Origin of the sequence: Limoniibacter endophyticus (genome assembly GCF_014652835.1) — a bacterium.
GTDB lineage: Bacteria > Pseudomonadota > Alphaproteobacteria > Rhizobiales > Rhizobiaceae > Limoniibacter > Limoniibacter endophyticus.
Genome location: NZ_BMZO01000002.1, coordinates 64204 through 81637, shown reverse-complemented (window position 1 = coordinate 81637; position 17434 = coordinate 64204). Strand labels below are relative to the sequence as shown.

Below are 17434 nucleotides of genomic sequence, written 5' to 3'. Positions count from 1 at the left end.
GCTTTTTGCGCGGAAGTTTTGCTTGCGCTCAAAATATGATGCTTCTATTCAGGATTAAAATATAAACCCGAAAGAAGAGCCATGACTGACATGCCAGCCCCAACGACCCGCCCATCAGGGCGCCCGAATCTTCGTAGTTGGACATTGGAAGTCGTTGAGAGTTTCAATGTCGAACCGAGTATGCGTCGCGTGGTTTTCACGGCACGCGACATTACCGAACTAGGCGAAAGCTACAAACCTGGCCAGGCATTGGTTCTGTTTCTTCCTCTCGGCGACGGCGCATCGGGCCGCCGTGATTATACAATCCGCGGTTACGATTCCGCAAAAGGCCAGATCAGCATCGACTTCTTCCTGCATGGGGACACGCCAGCACCGGTATGGGCGAGCAACGTCAAGTCAGGCGAAACCATCGAGGCCAAAGGACCACGCGGCAACTGCTGGCTGCGCGAAGGTGCGGACTGGCACCTGATGACAGGCGACGAAACCTGCCTTCCCGCCATCGCGCATATTCTTGAGACCGCGCCTGTCTCAGCCAAATTCCATGTTTTTGTTGAAACGGCTGACAAGAGTGGCGAGATCGATCTGCCATCGAAGGCCAGCGCGAATATTCGCTGGCTGCATCGCGGCACGGCGCCGCGCCCGAGCGAGTTGATGGCCGATGCGATCGCCCATTTTGAACTGCCTGCCGGTAATGGGCACGCCTACATTATCGGCGAAACCAGTAATGTTCGCCGCCAGCGGCAAAATCTCGTGGCGCGGGGCATGGAAAAATCGGCGATTTCGTCGGAAGGCTACTGGCGTCCCGGCCGCATTGGCGGTCACGACCACGTGGAAGACTAAGAGAAATCTCTTAGACGCGCATTTTAAATTGACATAGCTACTCATCTTTTTATGAGTGCACAGCAACGACCTACCTCGTCGGCAATGGTTGCTCAGACAACGAATGGAGAGTTACATGATAATCAATCGTCACAGCCTTGCCCTTGCCGGTGCACTCGCTCTCGCGCTTGGTGCAAGCGTTCCTACCTTTGCTCAGGAACTCGTCGTCACTCATACAAAGGGTGAAACCAAGCTGACCGCCAAGCCAGCAAAGGTGCTGACCTTCGACCTCGCAACGCTCGACACGCTCGATGCACTCGGCGTCGAGGTTGCGGGCGTTCCGGGCGGCGCAAAGCCGGACTATCTGGCGAAGTATGAAGATAAGAAATACGAGAAGATCGGCACTTTCTTCGAACCGGACTATGAGGCGGTCAACGCTGCCGAGCCGGACCTGATCGTCGTCGCAGGCCGCTCGTCGGCAAAATATGATGATCTCGCCAAGATCGCTCCCACGATCGATCTGACGGTCGATGCGAAGAACTACCTGGCCAGTTCGGTTGCCAACGTCCAAAAGCTCGGCGAAATCTTCGGCAAGCAGGCTGAAGCCAAAGAACTGGTCGAGAAGCTCGAGAAAACCACGGCCGATCTGAAGGCTTCCGCTGCAAATGCCGGTACGGCTCTTGTCATTCTCACCACAGGCGGCAAGATGAGTGCCTATGGCGAAGGTTCGCGCTTCGGGGTTGCCTACTCAGATTATGGCTTCAAGCCCGCGGCCAAGACGGACGAAAAGGCCAATCACGGCCAGGCTATCTCCAACGAGTTCATTCTTGAAACCAATCCCGACTGGTTGCTCGTCATTGATCGCGATGCCGCCATCGGTCGCGAAGGTCAGTCTGCCCAGCAGATGCTCGACAACGAGATCGTGCACAAGACAAAGGCCTGGCAGGAAGGCAATGTCGTCTACCTAAAAAGCGCCAATTGGTACACGGTCAATGGTGGCGTTCAGGCGCTGCAGCAGAATGTCGACCAGCTGAGCGAAGCAGTCGCCAAGAAGCAGGCTGCTAACTGACCCTGCACCCGCTTTAAAGCCGACGGGCGAGCGCGATGAGCACTTGCCCGTTTCGCCAATTGAAAAGCCTCATGCCCAAGATTCTTGCCGCCATCGCCGTCCTCGTTGTTCTGGCTTTCATCAGCTTGTTCGTTGGCGTGAGCGATGTGTCGCCTTGGGCAATCCTGAGCGGAAACGCGAATAGCCAGGCGCTTGACGTCTTCGTCATCAGCCGCGTTCCGCGCACCCTGGCGCTTGTGCTGGCCGGAGCCGGAATGGCCTGTTGCGGCCTCCTGATGCAGATGCTGGCGCGCAACAAGTTCGTCGAACCATCGACGGCCGGAACGACCGAATCGGCATCCTTAGGTATTCTTTTCGTGCTGCTCGTCATGCCCGACCTGCCGGTCTTCGCTCGCATGCTTGTTGCCGGTGCTTTCGCACTCGCAGGAACCTCGCTCTTCCTCTTCATTCTGCGCCAGATCCCGCTGCGCTCCCCACTGATCGTGCCGCTCGTCGGCCTGATGCTGGGCGGCGTGATCTCGGCCATAACCACCTTTTTCGCCTATCGCTTCGACATGATGCAGTCGATTGCTGCCTGGACCATGGGCGATTTTTCCAGTGTTCTGCGGGGACGCTATGAGTTGCTCTGGATCGGTTTTGCGTTGACCGGTCTTGCCTATTTCGCCGCAGATCGCTTCACAGTGGCCGGAATGGGCGAAGCCTTTGCGACCAATCTTGGCTTGAACTATCGCCGCGTAACTGCTTTCGGACTCTTCATCGTCTCCATGGTAACGGCCTGCGTCGTCGTCACCTGCGGCGTCGTACCTTTCCTCGGCCTGATCGTGCCTAATCTCGTAAGCCTGCTCTTCGGCGATAATATGCGCCGGTCTCTACCTTGGGTAGCGATCTTCGGCGCCGCCCTCGTCCTTGCCTGCGACATCGCCGGACGGCTCGTCATTCACCCATACGAAATTCCCATCGGGACAATGATGGGCGTAGTCGGTGCCGCAATCTTCCTGTTCATGCTATTGCGGAGCACTCCTCGTGCAGCCTGATCGCGCTTCCTTCTTCTCGCCGGCGCGCATCCTGATGCTGCTTGCCATCGGCTGCGTTCTCGTCATCGCGCTCTTCATGACGCTGAACGCACGCGGCAGCTGGGGCTTCATTCTTCCTTTTCGCGGGCTCAAAATCGCCACCATGCTCCTGGTCGGCTATGCCATCGCCCTCTCGACAGTGCTTTTTCAAACATTGAGCAACAACCGTATACTGACCCCGTCCATCATGGGTTTCGACGCACTTTACGCGCTCTTGCAAACAGCGCTGGTCTTCCAGCTGGGAGCTGCGGCCACGTCCAGCATTGATCCTAACGTGCGTTTTCTTGTCGAACTGGTCGTCATGGTCGCCTTTTCAGGCCTGCTCTATTCCTGGCTGCTTGGCTTCGGCAATCGCAGCCTGCACCTGTTGATGCTGGTCGGCATCGTCTTCGGCATCCTGTTTCGCTCACTTTCCGCGTTGGTGGCGCGCATCATTGACCCGAACGACTTCGTGGTGCTGCAGGATCGCCTGTTCGCCAGCTTCAACAAGGGCAATACGCACTTGCTGCTGATTTCGGCCCTTATCGTTCTGGCGGTTTCGATTATCATCTGGCGCAATATCCGAGTATATGACGTGATGGCACTGGGACGCGACACGGCTATCAACCTGGGTCTCAATCACCGCCGCGTCACCCTCGTCACGCTGGCGCTGATCGCCATTCTCGTTTCCGTCTCCACGGCCCTCGTCGGCCCTGTCACCTTTTTCGGCTTGCTGGTCGCCAACCTCGCCTACATGGCGATGCCCACACATAGGCACGCCTACACGCTGCCAGCCGCAGCGATGATAGCGGCGATCACGCTGGTTGGCGGGCAACTCATTCTCGAAAGACTGCTCGCCTTCGATACCGCGCTTGCCGTGGTGATTGAATTCGTCGGCGGCCTGTTCTTCCTCTTCCTGCTCGTCCGGGGATATGCACGATGATCGAAGCGAAAGCGCTAAGCAAAACCTATGGCAATACGCTGGTGGTCGATAGTGTCGATCTCACACTGCCCGCAGGTGGCATAACAGCCATCGTCGGTCCCAATGGCGCGGGCAAATCTACTTTCCTGTCAATGATTTCCCGTCTCATGCCCATGACGGCCGGCACGGTGACGATTGCCGGGATGGATGTGACCAGAACACCCGGCGACAAGCTCGCCCGCCACATCTCCATACTGCGGCAGGATAATCAGGTCCTGTCGAGGCTCTCCGTACGCGATCTCATTGCCTTCGGACGCTATCCCTATTCAAAGGGTCACCTGACCAAGGAAGACGGCAAACACATAGAGGAGGCCTTGCGCTGGCTCGATCTCGAGCCGCTCGCGGATCGCTTCATCGACGAATTATCCGGCGGACAGCGCCAGCGCGCATTCATTGCAATGGTCTTGTGCCAGAACACTGATTACATCCTGCTCGACGAGCCGCTCAACAATCTGGATATGCGTCATGCCGTCGGCATGATGAAGATGCTGCGCAATGCCGCCGACAGTCTGAACAAGACCATCATTCTGGTTTTGCATGATATAAATTTTGCCTCGGCCTATGCCGACCGAATCGTGGCCATGAAGGACGGTAAGCTCGCTCATGTCGGCACAGCCGCCGAGATCATCTGCCCCGAGGTTCTCGCCGCCATCTACGGCGTGGATACGACGGTGCATGAACTCGACGGCAAGCGCATCGTCAATTATTTCTAATTGATTCCCACGACTGCGTGCGGCACGTACGGCGCTTCAAGCGCTGCAATCTCGTCATCGGTAAGCTTAAGCTCAACGGCAGCCAGCGCATCGTCCAACTGGCCTGGCTTGGAAGCTCCGACGATTGGCGCGGAAATGCCCTTCTTCTGAATGACCCAGGCCAGCGCAACCTGCGCCCGCGGCACATTTCGCGCCGCTGCGACCGCTCCAACTGCGTCGACCACCGCCTTGTCGGCGTCCTTTGTCGCGTCATACATGCTGGCGATGACCTTGTCAGTCTTGTTGCGGACCGTATCCTCCTCCTCCCATGCCCGCGCAAGTTTGCCGCGCGCCAACGGACTCCATGGGATGATGCCGACGCCCTGATCGATGCAAAGCGGGATCATTTCCCGTTCTTCCTCACGGTAAAGCAAGCTGACATGGTTCTGCATCGAAATGAACTTCGTCCATCCATGGCGCTCGGCGACATGCTGCGCCTTTGCAAACTGCCAGGCGAACATGGAAGACGCGCCGATATAACGCGCCTTGCCCGCCTTCACCACATCATGAAGCGCCTCCATCGTCTCCTCGACCGGCGTCCCGTAGTCCCAGCGATGGATCTGGTAGAGATCGACATAATCCGTACCGAGGCGGCGAAGCGAATTATCGATCTCCGAAAGGATCGCCTTGCGCGAAAGGCCCTGACCGTTCGGTCCCTCATGCATTCGCATGTAGACTTTGGTGGCGAGCACAATCTCGTCACGCCGTGCGACCTCCTTCAGCACCTTGCCGACAATCTCCTCGGACGTGCCGTCTGAATACATGTTTGCCGTATCGAGAAAGTTGATGCCGGCTTCCAGCGCCTCGATGATGAGCGGGCGGCTCTTTTCCTCATCAAGCGTCCACTCGTGATTTCCCCGTTCAGGCACACCGTAGGTCATGCAGCCCAGGCAAAGGGCCGAAATATCCAGACCGGTGGAACCGAGCTTCTTGTACTGCATATAAGTTCTCCATGGGTGACGCTGCGCAGCCGGACGGCGCGCGGTGGAAAAGTCGGTCTGGACATGACCGCAAAGTCGCCCACATGATAGGATCCTGCGCAAGATGGTCAACGAGGACAGCCTCTTGAACGACGTTTCCGCCGAAAAAATTTCGCTTGGCAAGCACAATCACCGACCGCGCAACGGGATCGAGCCGTTCGATCCAGGTCTCGTCCGCTCGACGAATATCAATCGTTCCGCCGTAGAGCGGCGCGTCGCAGGTCTGGCCGGACGTCGGTCGGTAAAGGGCGAGGCTCAGGCTGCATGGCTTCTCAAGGCTCTGACCTGCATCGATCTGACGACACTGAACGGCGACGACACTGCCGAACGTGTCAAGCGTCTGTGCGATAAGGCAGCCGCTCCGCTGCGCGCCGATATTCGCGAGATGCTTGGGTTCGCGGGCGAGCGCGTAACAACCGGTGCCGTGTGCGTCTATCATCGTTTCGTGGCAATCGCCGTGGATGCGTTGAAAGGAACGGGGGTGCCGGTTGCCGCCGTTTCGACCGGGTTTCCAGCCGGACTCGTGTCGTATGATATCAAGCTGAAGGAAATCGAATCCTCTGTGAAGGATGGAGCTGGAGAGATCGACATCGTTATCACCCGCGAGCACGTTCTGACCGGGAACTGGCAGGCGCTTTACGACGAAATGCGCGGCTTCCGCGAGGCGTGCGGCGATGCGCATGTAAAAGCTATTCTCGCGACCGGCGACCTGAAGACATTGACCAACGTCGCCAGAGCCTCACATGTCTGCATGATGGCCGGAGCCGATTTCATCAAGACATCGACAGGCAAGGAGGCCGTGAACGCCACGCCGGCTGTCACGCTCGTCATGGCGCGCGCCATCCGCCAGCATTTCGAGCGCACCGGCCAATATGTGGGCTATAAGCCAGCAGGCGGCATCTCCACAGCAAAGGATGCATTGGCGCAGCAAGTGTTGATGAAGGAGGAACTCGGTCGCGAATGGCTCGAGCCGGATCTCTTCAGGATCGGCGCGTCCAGCCTGCTTGCAGATATCGAGCGGCAGCTCGAGCATTATGTCACCGGCCGTTATGCCACCTTCCATCACCACGCGATCGGATGAGGCCATGAGCGTCAAAGAATATTTCGAGACCATGGATTACGCTGCCGCTCCTGAGAGCGAAAAACCGGCTCGCGAGTGGCTGGAAAAGAACGGCCATGCTTTCGGTCATTTCATTGATGGCCGCTTCACCGCCCACGAACGCGCGACGGCCTTCGGCACGGTCGCACCCGCTAGCGGAAAGGTGCTCGCGTCGATCAATCAGGGAACGGCAGCTGACATAGATGCGGCCGTGAAGGCCGCAAACAAGGCACAGAAGAAATGGGCTGCCCTTTCCGGCCACGCTCGCGCCCGCCATCTCTATGCACTGGCGCGGTCGATCCAGCGACACGCGCGGTTGATTGCCATTATCGAGGCGCTAGACAATGGCAAACCGATTCGTGAGGCACGGGATATCGATGTGCCGCTCGCCGTACGTCATTTCTATCATCATGCCGGGTGGGCCCAGCTTCAGGACAAGGAGTTCCCCGATCACGCACCAGTTGGCGTAGTGGGCCAGATCGTACCCTGGAATTTTCCGTTCCTGATGCTGGCCTGGAAGGTCGCCCCTGCCCTTGCTCTCGGCAACACGGTTGTTCTGAAGCCTGCGGAGCAGACGTCATTGACCGCTATGTTCTTTGCCGGACTGGCACGAACTGCGGGATTGCCAAGGGGTGTTCTCAATATCGTCACCGGCGATGGCACGACCGGCGAGGCACTGGTACGACATGCAGACGTTCATAAGATTGCCTTTACCGGATCGACGGCGGTTGGGCGGCTGATCCGCGAGGTAACGGCGGGTTCAGGAAAGTCCCTGACGCTGGAGCTAGGCGGAAAATCACCCTTCATAGTGTTCGACGATGCCGATCTCGATGCAGCCGTAGAGGGTGTGGTCGATTCAATCTGGTTCAACCAGGGTGAGGTCTGCTGCGCAGGTTCACGCCTGCTGATGCATGAAGCCATTGCAGAACGCTTCACCCGTATGCTGGCAAAGCGCCTCGCGACCTTGCGTACCGGCGACAGTCTCGACAAGTCCATCGATATTGGCGCCATGATTTCCGCCCGGGACAAGGTTCGCGTCGAAGAACTAATAGCGCAAGGGGTAAGAGAAGGCGCGATGCTCCATCAAGCCCCCCAGGCCGCGGGCGACGCTTATGTCGCGCCGACGCTATTGAGCGGCATCTCGCCCGCATCGTCGCTGATGGCAGAGGAAATTTTCGGCCCGGTTGTCGTTTCAACGACCTTCCGCACGCCGGACGAGGCAGCGCAGCTTGCCAATCATACACGCTACGGTCTGGCGGCCTCGATCTGGAGCCAGACACTCGACGTTGCTCTCGACATGGCGAATCGCGTCGAGGCAGGCGTCGTGTGGATCAACAGCGCCAATAGTTTCGACGCGGCAGTCGGCTTTGGCGGGCAAAAGGAGTCGGGTTTCGGCGTGGAAGGCGGACGCGAGGGATGCTTTGAATATTTGAAACCCAGAGCATGGATCAACGCAAAACCGCGCAAGGCTCCACCCGGACGAAAATCCGCTGAACCGGAAGCGTTCGACGGGCTACCGCCCATCGACCGTACGCCGAAGCTCTTTATCGGCGGGAAACAGACGCGACCCGATTCCGGTCTTTCCTTCGCCATCCTCAATGCCGATGGCAAGCGGGCTGGAGAGGTGGGAGAAGGAAGCCGCAAGGATATTCGCGACGCGGTGGCTGCTGCACGAAAAGCCGAGTCCTGGACGAAGGCCAGCGCACATAATCGCGCGCAGGTGCTTTACTATCTTGCAGAAAATCTTGCCGCCCGCGGCGAGGAATTTGCACGGCGACTGAAAGCACTCTCCGGCAATCGCAAAAGTGCGGATATCGAGATCGCGACGGCAATTTCCCGCCTCTTCACCTATGCGGCCTACGCCGACAAATTCGAAGGTAACGTGCATGCAGCGCCAGTGCGCGGGCTGGTCTATTCTCAACCGGAGGCGCTGGGCGTGGCCGGCATCGTCTGCCCGCCGGAAGCACCGTTGCTTTCGACGGTAAGCCTTATGACACCGCTCCTTGCGATGGGTAATCGCGTCGTGCTCGTGCCGCATGAAGAAAGCGCTCTCATCGCCACCGATCTTTACCCGCTGCTGGAAACATCCGATGTGCCTGCGGGCGTGGTCAACATCGTGACAGGCAAGAGTGCCGCTCTTGCACAGACCCTGGCCGACCATGACGATGTCGATGGCCTCTGGGCATTCGGCGACGCCGACCTCGCCACTCTGGTGGAAAATAGGTCGGCGGGAAATCTGAAGCGCATCTTCACCGATTACGGCATGCAGATCGACTGGCTGGACGGTTCGTCCGAAGGAGAGGAGTTTCTGCGCCGCGCGGTAAAGCGCAAGAGCATCTGGGTACCTTATGGAGCGTGATCGGCTGTTGCCTGCGTGGTTGCGGCTTTACGTTACCTCGAACCGGCACCGACCCCACTCCAGGAGAGAGCGGCGGCGAACAGGAAAACGAGTTCCTTATTGCTGCACCGAAAGCAGCAGCTTTGCCCCGCAGCGGATTTCCGCGCGAGGGAGAAAGGCCGGAAGGTGATCGCCAATCCCTGGAAAGCATCGGGCTTCCCGTGTTTGGCGATGAATGCGAGGGGGACATGAAGCCCGTCTCGGTATGCGGATGAATGAGGAAGTCGTGAGACAGGCCTCATGTTCGCTGCAAGGGAGCAAGCACCTCTCGTGCCCGACGGCGCCGCTTTTATTCATCCGGCTGCCCCCTTTCGCTCATGCCTGAACGATGAAGCGTTTCCTTTCCCCGCTCTGACCTGGGAAAAGGTGCCGGACGCGGTCACCCGCTTGCGTCCCGTACGTTGGTCCCGCTCAAGGCATGGGTGCGTGAAGCCCATGCAGTAGCGGCGTACGCCAGCGGCCCTTCCCTCAAGATCCGTCTGCGCAGACCAGAGCCCCTCGAGAAGTGCTGAGGACGATAATAAGCCAGGCTGCGGGGTGTGGGATAAATCGGCGCATGAACGACGGGATGAAGGCAGGATCTCCCCGCCTTTTCCATTGAAACTATTGCGAAATATTTTCGCCCGCTTCGGCAAGGGCGAGAAATCCATCCACGATTTTCACTCAGACAAGAGGCTGAAACTAAACGATCAGCCGGCAGAGCCGCCTGTTCGCGCCAGGCCATCCTTGGCAGGCTGATATTGCGGATCAAGTTGCACGGCGCGCGCATAGGATTTCTGCGCCTTGGCACGATCGCCCTTGCGTTCGTAGATCAGCGCTTGATTAGCCCAACTTTCGGCAATACTGCCATTCAACCGGATAGAGGTGTTGAAATCGGTGAAGGCGTTATCATCATCGCCTTGTGCAGCATAGGACAGGCCGCGGCCATTATAAGGTTCCGGGGCAGTCGGGCGCAGCGAAATAGCCTTGGAAAAATCGTCGATCGCCTGCGCGTGCTGGCCTCGCTGCTGCAGAATGAGACCGCGATTGTGATAGGCGCGCGGATCGGTCGTGTCGAGTTCGATCGCCTTCTGGAAATCTGCATAGGCCTGATCGATCTGCCCGGCAAGGCGGTAAACATTGCCGCGACCTATATAAGCGACATCATAGTTTGGATTGAGCTGAATGGCGCGCGTATAGTCCGCGATGGCCTGGCTCTGGTTGTTCATGTAGCGGTGGATCAAACCGCGATTGGCATAGGCCTGGTAATAGTTGGGATTGAGCTGCAAGGCCTTGTCGAAATCGGCAAGCGCCTGTTTGTACTGCCCGCCGCGACCATAGGCTGTGCCGCGAATATTGTAGCCTTCCGGCTGACCGGGAGCGCGATCGATGACGGCGGTGAGAGAAGCGATATTTTCCGGCGAGCCCTGAGCCGTGTCAATGGCGGCCACATCGGCGACCGGGCCGGTGCTCTGGCACGCAGCTAGGGGCAAAAAGCCAAGAAGTACCGCTCCCATGAGCCCGCGGCGATAAGAAACACTCATGCCATTCATCGTCATTGTCATGTCAGCAACTTCCCCACATGCCGATCCCCGATCCATCACCCCTCAACGGCGGCTTGTCCCAACGGATCAAGGTCGAAGCGGTTGCATGGAGCACCATGAAAACCGCTTATACAAAACAAAAGGCGGCGCGAATCGAATCGCCCCACCTCTTGTAAGCACCAAACTATGGACAAAAGCGGGCCGGAACTGCCACAGCAGCATCCCGCTCATGTTTTTTAGCGCGCTGCAACCGTCGCGGTGCGGCCGACAACGAGACCTTCGCGCTGTGCGCGCTTGCGAGCCAGCTTGCGAGCGCGGCGAACAGCTTCAGCCTTTTCGCGAGCACGCTTCACAGACGGCTTCTCATAATGACCACGCAGCTTCATTTCACGGAAAATGCCTTCACGCTGCATCTTCTTCTTGAGAGCGCGGAGCGCCTGATCAACGTTGTTATCGCGGACGAGTACCTGCACGTTCGTTCCTGTCTTTCAGAAAGGTTGGACCTCTTGCGCGGCCAACTCGACCGCAAAGGCAATGGACCTGCCATTGCGAATTGGCTGCCATTACCAGAACCAGACCCGCTTGTCTATCATAGAAAATGCGAAAGCGCCGCATTTCCCGGCACACAGTGCTTATCCCACAATTGGCTGACACCCATCGGCAACTTTTGCCGCCGCTTCCGCGTTTTGCTTCCGAGTTCAACACAGGAGACTCACCATGTCAGGACGCGAAGACGAGAAACATGAAGAACACAAGAAGAGCAAGGCTGAACAGGACAGCGATCTTGACGAAGCGCTTGAGGAAACCTTTCCTGCAAGCGATCCGGCATCCAACGTGATCACATCGATTCCCGGGAGCCCGGACGACAACAAGCCGTCCAAGAAATGATCATACGGCGGTCAGGCCGCCATCAATCGCGATTGCCTGTCCCGTCATGAAGCCATTGGCGGGATCGGCGGCAAACAAGATTGCTGCAACGACCTCCTCCACTTCCGCAACGCGCTTCATCGGCAGCTTACCGGCAAGAAGCGGCATGTCGTTCGGACAGGTGGCGCCCGCCATCGCCACATAGGAATTCAGCATTGGTGTGCGCGTGAAGCCCGGGCAGACTGCGTTGATACGGATTTTCTTCTCGGCATTTTCGGCAGCCACGGCCTTGGTCAGTCCCACGACGCCATGTTTGGCGGCCGTGTAGAGCGCCAGACGCGGAATGCCGCGCAACCCCGCAACAGAAGCTATATTGACGATGGCCCTTGCCTCGCCGTCAGCCTTTACCCCCTTTGACAGGAGCGGTATCTGGTGACGCAAGCAGTAGAAAATGCCCATCAGATTAGTAGCAACGACGGCCTCCGCTTCATCATCGGGGATATTCTGCAAGCGCACGAAACTATGGGCGATACCGGCATTGTTGATGGCGATATCCAAGCCACCAAAGCGATTCAGCGCGGTTTCGCACAGACGCTTGGCCGTCTGCGGATCGCGAATATCGCCGTCGAGGCAGGCAACCTCCGTATCCAGGCTGTCAGCAAGGGCCTGGAGCGTTTCAACATCGGTGCCACTTAGAACCAGTCGAGCTCCTTCGGCAGCAAAGCGTTCGGCAACGACAGAGCCAATTCCACCGCTTGCACCTGTGATCATCACAATCCGATTTTCGAAACGCTTCATGCTGTCACTCAACGCCTTAACCCTCGTCGCGACGCGGTGCGGCAATAGTCATCCAACGCGCCGTGAGCGCGGGTTTAGCAGAGCCTTCAATCTCAATTGTGACATCATAAGTCATTTCGACCAGACCGGATGGGCGCTCCTTCAGGCTGGCAAGAACGAAGCGGGTCCGAATGCGCGCACCCGCCTTGACCGGTGCAACGAAACGTATCTGTTCAAAACCGTAATTGATGCCGACCTCACAGCCTTCAAGCGGCGGCAAGGTCTCATAGGTCATCGTGGAGAGAAGTGACAGCGTTAGAAACCCGTGCGCGATCGTTCCGCCGAAAGGTGTCTCGGCAGCCGCACGCTCCGGATCGACATGAATGAACTGATGATCATCGGTAGCATCGGCGAAAAGATCGATAATCTGCTGGCTGACGGCGCGCCAGGACGAAACTCCGACCTCCTGGCCCAGATTGGCGCGCATCTGTTCGCGGCTGACGGGAGGAAGACTGTTGATCGACATGAAAATGCGCCCCAAGATTTCTTGCTCCGGGACGCATAACGTTTCCGAAGCAGCTTGTCACCCTCGACCAATGGCCGACAAACCTACTCCGCCGGTTCGACGTTGAGATAGGCAGCCTCCTGCATCTCTCGCTTGAGGCGCGCTTCCTCCTCGACGGCCGGCTTTGCAAACCGCGCGATCAGGAGATAGGCAACCGGCGTGAGGTAGAGCGTCGAGATCGTCGCAAGACCAAGGCCGCCGACGATGACCCAGCCAAGCGCAATGCGGGCTTCGGCCCCGGCACCGGTCGCCAGAATGAGCGGCAGACCGCCCAAAATCGTGCAGATCATTGTCATCATGACCGGTCGCAGGCGGATCGTGGCAGCCTGCTCGATCGCTTCGCGCACACTGGCACCCTTGTCACGCAGCTGATTGGCGAACTCTACGATAAGAATGCCGTTTTTCGACATGACGCCAATAAGCAGGACGAGGCCGATCTGCGAATAGGCATTCAGGCTCGTATTGGTCCAGAGCAGTGCGAAGACGGCGCAGGCGAGACCGAGCGGCACGGTCACCATGATGATGAGGGCGCTGATGAAGCTTTCAAACTGAGCGGCCAGAACCAGAAGGATGATGATGAGCGCAAAACCGAAGACTGCAAACATGGCAGAATTGGTTTCGCCCAGCGTCTTGGCCTCTGCAAGCGGGATGATACGATAGCCGGGGCCCATATGCTCGTCGGCAATCGAGCGCGCCGTAGCTAGCGCCTCGCCGAGCGCAAAATCTCCCGAAAGACCGGCCGTGATAGCGACGGCACGCACTTGCTCCTCGCGGGCGAGCTGCGGCGGCACTGCGATCTCGCGTAGCGTCGCAATGGAAGAGACTGGAACGAAACGCCCGTCCTTTGCCAGCAGGAAGATGTTTTCCAGATCAGTCGGATCATTGATCGGATGGCTGGTGGAAACCAGCTTCACCGGATAGGAACGATCCCCGATATAGACATCGACCACCTCGCGCCCATCCAGCAGCGATTGCAGCGATTCGGCGAAATTCGTAATGTTGATGCCAAGATCGGAGGCGCGCTCCCGGTCGACAGTAACGGACAGCTGCGGCTGCGTCGGGTCGACTGAACGGCGCGGGCGATCGAAGCGATTGTCCTTCTCCATCTCCGCCAGCACCGCAGTGGCGATTTCATTGAGACGATCGTAGCTTGCTCCGACAATGGCAAATTGCAAGCCGGAACCGGCCCCGCGAATGCCCAGCGAATTCGGCTGCATGGTGAAAGCACGAATTCCGGGAAGTGCAGCACTTACCCTGCGATTGATTTCCTGCGCGATTTCCTGTTGCGAGCGTTCGCGCTCGCCCCACGGGGCAAGGCCCAGTACCATGAAGGCGCTGTTATTGTTGCCGCCCGAACCGCCATTGGCGAAGATCGAGACAATCTCGCCGCTATCGCGATAGGGCTGCAGAATCGCTTCCACCTTGCGGATCTGATCCGTCGTATAGTCGAGTGAAACACCCTGCGGCGCATTGAGGCGCATGAGGATCATGGAGCGATCCTCAGTCGGCGTCAGCTCCTGGCGGATGAGACCGAAGGACATGAAAGCCACGACGGCGACAATGGCTGCAATAGCAACGATTAGCCAGGGCATGTTGAGCGCGAAACGCAGCGTGCGGGCGTAAAACGAGCCGAGTTTGCCGCCAATTGTGCCAAGGGCACCACCCCTATGCTCCTTCGGCGCTTCTTTCATGAAGCGCGAGGCAAGCATCGGACAAAGCGACAGCGCGACGATGGACGAGATGAGCACCGACATAGCGAGCACGAAACCGAACTCGCGAAACAGGCCGCCCGTCTGTCCTGGCAAAAAGGAAATCGGAATGAACACGGCAGCCAAGGTTGCGGTCGTTGCGAGCACGGCAAAGAACACTTCCTGCGTACCTAGGACGGCAGCAGCACGCGGCCCCATACCCTCATTGCGACGGCGCACCACGTTTTCAAGCACGACGATGGCGTCGTCAACGACAAGACCGGTCGCAAGCACCAGCGCAAGCAGCGTCAGGATATTAAGGGAGAAGCCGGTCAGATAGATGGTCGCCAGCGTACCGATAAGCGACACCGGCATGGCCAGACCAGGAATGAGAGTTGCACGCCAGTCCCTCAAGAAAATGTAGATGATGACGAGAACGAGCGAAACGGCAAGAACAAGAGCGATCTCGACTTCGTGAATCGCGCCCTGAATGAATACCGCATCATCGCTGGATACGCCTATCTGGATGCCTTCCGGCAGCGTTTCCTGCAATTGCGCAACAGTGGCACGAACACCTTCCGAGATGTCGAGCGTATTGGATTGCGCCTGGCGGATAATGCCAAGGCCCACGCCGGTTTTGCCGTTTGTCCGCAACGACGAAGAACCCGGGTCTCCACTGAAGATGACGGTGGCGACGTCACGCAGGCGCACATTGTCCTTGATGATCAGATTTTCGAAATCCTCCGGCGTCTGCACCGGAGAAATAGCGCGCACGACCAATGCCTGGTCGCGCGTTTCGAGCTCACCAGCAGGCCGTTCGAACGAAACGGTATTCAGCACGCCCGACAGGTCCGCCACCGTGAGGCCGAGGCTTGCCAGCTTGTTCTGATCAATGTCGACGTTAAAGAGTTTTTCGCGATCGCCATAGATCTGTACATCGGCGACGCCGGGCACAGCGGAGAGCGCGTCGACAATCTCGTCATCGACGAGCAGGGAAAGATCCTCAATGGCCATGTCATCGGCGGTGACGGCCAAACGCATGATGGCGTCGGCATTGGCATCCGCCTTGACGATGCGCGCCTCATCGGCATCTTCCGGCAACTGATTGACGATACGGCTCACAGCATCCCGAATATCGGAAGCGGCGACGTCGAGATCGACGCTCTCACTCATCTCGATGGTGACGCGCGAACGCCCAAAGGAAGAGCTCGAGGAAATAGACTGCAAACCCGGCACACGAGCGACGGCGCCTTCGATCTGCGCCGTTATTTCACGGTCGACGGTTTCAGCGGCGGCACCGTTGAAGGTCGTGTTGACGGTCACGACGGGACGATCCACATCCGGCAGCTCGCGAATTTCGATGCCGGCAAAGGCGGCAAGGCCCGCTACCACGATCAGTGCGTTGATCACAAAGGCCAGAACCGGCCGTCGAACGAAAAGCGCTGTAATGCCTTTGCCGGCCTCAGACGGATTGTGATCCACGCTCACTGGCGGACCCCTTCCCGCACACCCTCGATGGCCGCAGTCGTTTCGTCAGGTGTTGCAGCTGGCGCGACTGGCTGCTCGCGGCCGATAATATTAACGGCTCCACCTTCGCGCACGGACTGAACGCCTTCGGACACGATGATTTCGTTGTCCTGGAATTCAGCTGCCACCAGAACAGCCTCGGCATTGCGCTGCACCAGCGTGACGGGGATGCGGGTCGCTTTTTCATCGCGCACCGCCCAGACGTAAGAGCCTTCTGCGCCCCATTGCACGGCAAGCGGCGGCACAGCAGGGTAATCCTGGCCCGGAAAGCTCATACCCATGCGAAAGGACATACCGGCGCGCAAGCGATCATCCGCATTATCGAGTTCGGCACGAACGCGCAGCGTACGGCTTTGCTCATCGAGTTTGCTATCGACCGCGCTGACGAACCCATCGACGGAGACGGTCGGGTCCGCAACCAGCGTGGCTGTGACCTTGGCTCCAGGTGCTATCTGATTGGCGAAGCGCTCCGCCACCCAGAAATCAACGAGGACCTTGGAGCGATCGTCAATCGTGGCGATTTCGGTAGAATTGGTGACATAATTGCCTGCGTTGATAGGCAATATCCCGATAATACCCGACACGGGAGCCACCACGGTGCGACGCGATAGCGCTAGTTGCGCATCTTGAAGCGCAAGGCGAGCATTGGCCCGCTCAAGCTCGGCTGTCGTCAGTTCGACGGCAGAAATGGCATTACTGGCGCGAAGGCGTGTGACACGTTCCACCTTTGCCTGTGCATCGTCCAGCACGACCTGCGCTTTTTCGACCGCGATCTCCTCGACTTCGGAGTCCAGGCGCGCGATGACGTCGCCAGCCTCGACTTTATCACCAGCTTTGACCACGATCTCGGTAATGCGACCCGGAGAGAATGGCGTGAGAGAAACCGCGCTGAGCGCCCTGCCTGTTCCGATAGCGCTCAAACGACTATCCACGCGGCCTGTCTGGACGGGAGCCACGACGACACGGGCCGCGACCGGCCCCGCGCTGCCACCGCCGGCACGCTGGACAGCAGGAGCAGCCTCTGGTGCAACACGCGCCTCGTAGGCAAAATACGCCGCGGCAGCCATGGACAGCACCGTGATCACGCTTAAAACAGTGGCTTTAGAGCCAGTCATATCCGCTCCGGTTCTTTCGTCAGAATGCTTTTTGCCAAAGCATTCAATCCGTATCTACCTGAATGCGAGCTGAACGCGTTTCCGGGGGGAGTATCCGGTGCATCCAATGTCGCCGAATTCAGTATTCTCACCCACAAATGGCGCAGCGCGATGTGCTGCACAAATCACGTCTTTGCGTTATGCCAAAGGCTCGTCACCCTGGCACGCACTTTATCATTAAA

15 protein-coding genes are annotated in these 17434 nt (G+C 58.3%); 8 read left to right on the top strand and 7 right to left on the bottom strand.

Annotated elements, in window-relative coordinates:
- Nucleotides 1–81 precede the first annotated feature (81 nt).
- From IE151_RS02900 to IE151_RS02880, 5 genes are all read left to right on the top strand, one after another.
- Nucleotides 82–840, top strand: coding sequence for a siderophore-interacting protein (locus IE151_RS02900; RefSeq protein WP_189487770.1), 759 nt, complete (start codon nt 82–84; stop codon nt 838–840).
- A gap of 115 nt (nt 841–955) precedes the next feature.
- Nucleotides 956–1888: a siderophore ABC transporter substrate-binding protein gene (locus IE151_RS02895; protein ID WP_189487768.1), complete on the top strand. Its 933-nt coding sequence runs from the start codon at nt 956–958 to the stop codon at nt 1886–1888.
- A gap of 71 nt (nt 1889–1959) precedes the next feature.
- Nucleotides 1960–2922 carry an ABC transporter permease gene (locus tag IE151_RS02890; RefSeq protein ID WP_189487766.1) on the top strand — a complete coding sequence of 321 codons (963 nt, stop codon included), beginning with the start codon at nt 1960–1962 and terminating at the stop codon, nt 2920–2922.
- Between the two features lie 34 nt (nt 2923–2956).
- Nucleotides 2957–3883: an iron chelate uptake ABC transporter family permease subunit gene (locus IE151_RS02885; protein ID WP_189488321.1), complete on the top strand. Its 927-nt coding sequence runs from the start codon at nt 2957–2959 to the stop codon at nt 3881–3883.
- Nucleotides 3880–4635 carry an iron ABC transporter ATP-binding protein gene (locus tag IE151_RS02880; RefSeq protein ID WP_189487763.1) on the top strand — a complete coding sequence of 252 codons (756 nt, stop codon included), beginning with the start codon at nt 3880–3882 and terminating at the stop codon, nt 4633–4635. The genes IE151_RS02885 and IE151_RS02880 overlap by 4 nt, the downstream gene beginning before the upstream one ends.
- On the opposite strand, the gene IE151_RS02875 is transcribed toward IE151_RS02880, so the two are convergent.
- The gene (locus tag IE151_RS02875) at nt 4632–5615 is read right to left on the bottom strand and encodes an aldo/keto reductase (protein WP_189487761.1); all 984 of its coding nucleotides are present in this window, start codon (nt 5613–5615) and stop codon (nt 4632–4634) included. The two genes, IE151_RS02880 and IE151_RS02875, sit on opposite strands and share 4 nt — an antisense overlap.
- A 103-nt stretch (nt 5616–5718) precedes the next feature.
- On the opposite strand from IE151_RS02875, the gene deoC reads away from it, so the two are divergent.
- On the top strand, nt 5719–6735 hold the full coding sequence (gene deoC / locus IE151_RS02870) for a deoxyribose-phosphate aldolase (RefSeq protein WP_189487759.1): 1017 nt from the start codon (nt 5719–5721) through the stop codon (nt 6733–6735).
- 4 nt (nt 6736–6739) lie between these two features.
- Nucleotides 6740–9112, top strand: coding sequence for an aldehyde dehydrogenase family protein (locus tag IE151_RS02865; RefSeq protein ID WP_189487757.1), 2373 nt, complete (start codon nt 6740–6742; stop codon nt 9110–9112).
- 728 nt (nt 9113–9840) lie between these two features.
- On the opposite strand, the gene IE151_RS02860 is transcribed toward IE151_RS02865, so the two are convergent.
- Both IE151_RS02860 and rpsU read right to left on the bottom strand, forming a co-directional pair.
- Complete coding sequence (locus IE151_RS02860; RefSeq protein WP_382344732.1) at nt 9841–10683, bottom strand: tetratricopeptide repeat protein; 843 nt, start codon at nt 10681–10683, stop codon at nt 9841–9843.
- A 227-nt stretch (nt 10684–10910) separates the two neighbouring features.
- Nucleotides 10911–11147 carry a 30S ribosomal protein S21 gene (gene rpsU, locus IE151_RS02855; RefSeq protein ID WP_189487755.1) on the bottom strand — a complete coding sequence of 79 codons (237 nt, stop codon included), beginning with the start codon at nt 11145–11147 and terminating at the stop codon, nt 10911–10913.
- 244 nt (nt 11148–11391) lie between these two features.
- Between rpsU and IE151_RS02850 the strand changes: the two genes are divergently transcribed.
- On the top strand, nt 11392–11562 hold the full coding sequence (locus IE151_RS02850) for a hypothetical protein (RefSeq protein ID WP_189487753.1): 171 nt from the start codon (nt 11392–11394) through the stop codon (nt 11560–11562).
- On the opposite strand, the gene IE151_RS02845 is transcribed toward IE151_RS02850, so the two are convergent.
- The 4 genes from IE151_RS02845 to IE151_RS02830 all read right to left on the bottom strand — a co-directional run bounded on the left by IE151_RS02845 (nt 11563) and on the right by IE151_RS02830 (nt 17213).
- Nucleotides 11563–12339, bottom strand: coding sequence for an SDR family NAD(P)-dependent oxidoreductase (locus IE151_RS02845; protein WP_189487751.1), 777 nt, complete (start codon nt 12337–12339; stop codon nt 11563–11565).
- Between the two features lie 16 nt (nt 12340–12355).
- Nucleotides 12356–12844 (bottom strand): MaoC family dehydratase, encoded by a 489-nt coding sequence (locus IE151_RS02840; protein ID WP_189487749.1) that lies wholly within the window; start codon nt 12842–12844, stop codon nt 12356–12358.
- An 83-nt stretch (nt 12845–12927) separates the two neighbouring features.
- On the bottom strand, nt 12928–16059 hold the full coding sequence (locus IE151_RS02835; protein WP_189487746.1) for an efflux RND transporter permease subunit: 3132 nt from the start codon (nt 16057–16059) through the stop codon (nt 12928–12930).
- Complete coding sequence (locus IE151_RS02830) at nt 16056–17213, bottom strand: efflux RND transporter periplasmic adaptor subunit (protein ID WP_189487744.1); 1158 nt, start codon at nt 17211–17213, stop codon at nt 16056–16058. Before IE151_RS02830 ends, IE151_RS02835 begins: the two co-directional genes overlap by 4 nt.
- Between the last annotated feature and the right edge of the window lie 221 nt (nt 17214–17434).

What these genes read in the sequence shown, in the direction of transcription:
- IE151_RS02900 (WP_189487770.1), top strand. Translation starts at nt 82, where the DNA reads ATGACTGACATGCCAGCCCCAACGACCCGCCCATCAGGGCGCCCGAAT.
- IE151_RS02895 (WP_189487768.1), top strand. Translation starts at nt 956, where the DNA reads ATGATAATCAATCGTCACAGCCTTGCCCTTGCCGGTGCACTCGCTCTC.
- IE151_RS02890 (WP_189487766.1), top strand. Translation starts at nt 1,960, where the DNA reads ATGCCCAAGATTCTTGCCGCCATCGCCGTCCTCGTTGTTCTGGCTTTC.
- IE151_RS02885 (WP_189488321.1), top strand. Translation starts at nt 2,957, where the DNA reads ATGCTGCTTGCCATCGGCTGCGTTCTCGTCATCGCGCTCTTCATGACG.
- IE151_RS02880 (WP_189487763.1), top strand. Translation starts at nt 3,880, where the DNA reads ATGATCGAAGCGAAAGCGCTAAGCAAAACCTATGGCAATACGCTGGTG.
- IE151_RS02875 (WP_189487761.1), bottom strand. Translation starts at nt 5,615, where the DNA reads ATGCAGTACAAGAAGCTCGGTTCCACCGGTCTGGATATTTCGGCCCTT.
- deoC (WP_189487759.1), top strand. Translation starts at nt 5,719, where the DNA reads ATGGTCAACGAGGACAGCCTCTTGAACGACGTTTCCGCCGAAAAAATT.
- IE151_RS02865 (WP_189487757.1), top strand. Translation starts at nt 6,740, where the DNA reads ATGAGCGTCAAAGAATATTTCGAGACCATGGATTACGCTGCCGCTCCT.
- IE151_RS02860 (WP_382344732.1), bottom strand. Translation starts at nt 10,683, where the DNA reads ATGAATGGCATGAGTGTTTCTTATCGCCGCGGGCTCATGGGAGCGGTA.
- IE151_RS02850 (WP_189487753.1), top strand. Translation starts at nt 11,392, where the DNA reads ATGTCAGGACGCGAAGACGAGAAACATGAAGAACACAAGAAGAGCAAG.
- IE151_RS02845 (WP_189487751.1), bottom strand. Translation starts at nt 12,339, where the DNA reads ATGAAGCGTTTCGAAAATCGGATTGTGATGATCACAGGTGCAAGCGGT.
- IE151_RS02840 (WP_189487749.1), bottom strand. Translation starts at nt 12,844, where the DNA reads ATGTCGATCAACAGTCTTCCTCCCGTCAGCCGCGAACAGATGCGCGCC.
- IE151_RS02830 (WP_189487744.1), bottom strand. Translation starts at nt 17,213, where the DNA reads ATGACTGGCTCTAAAGCCACTGTTTTAAGCGTGATCACGGTGCTGTCC.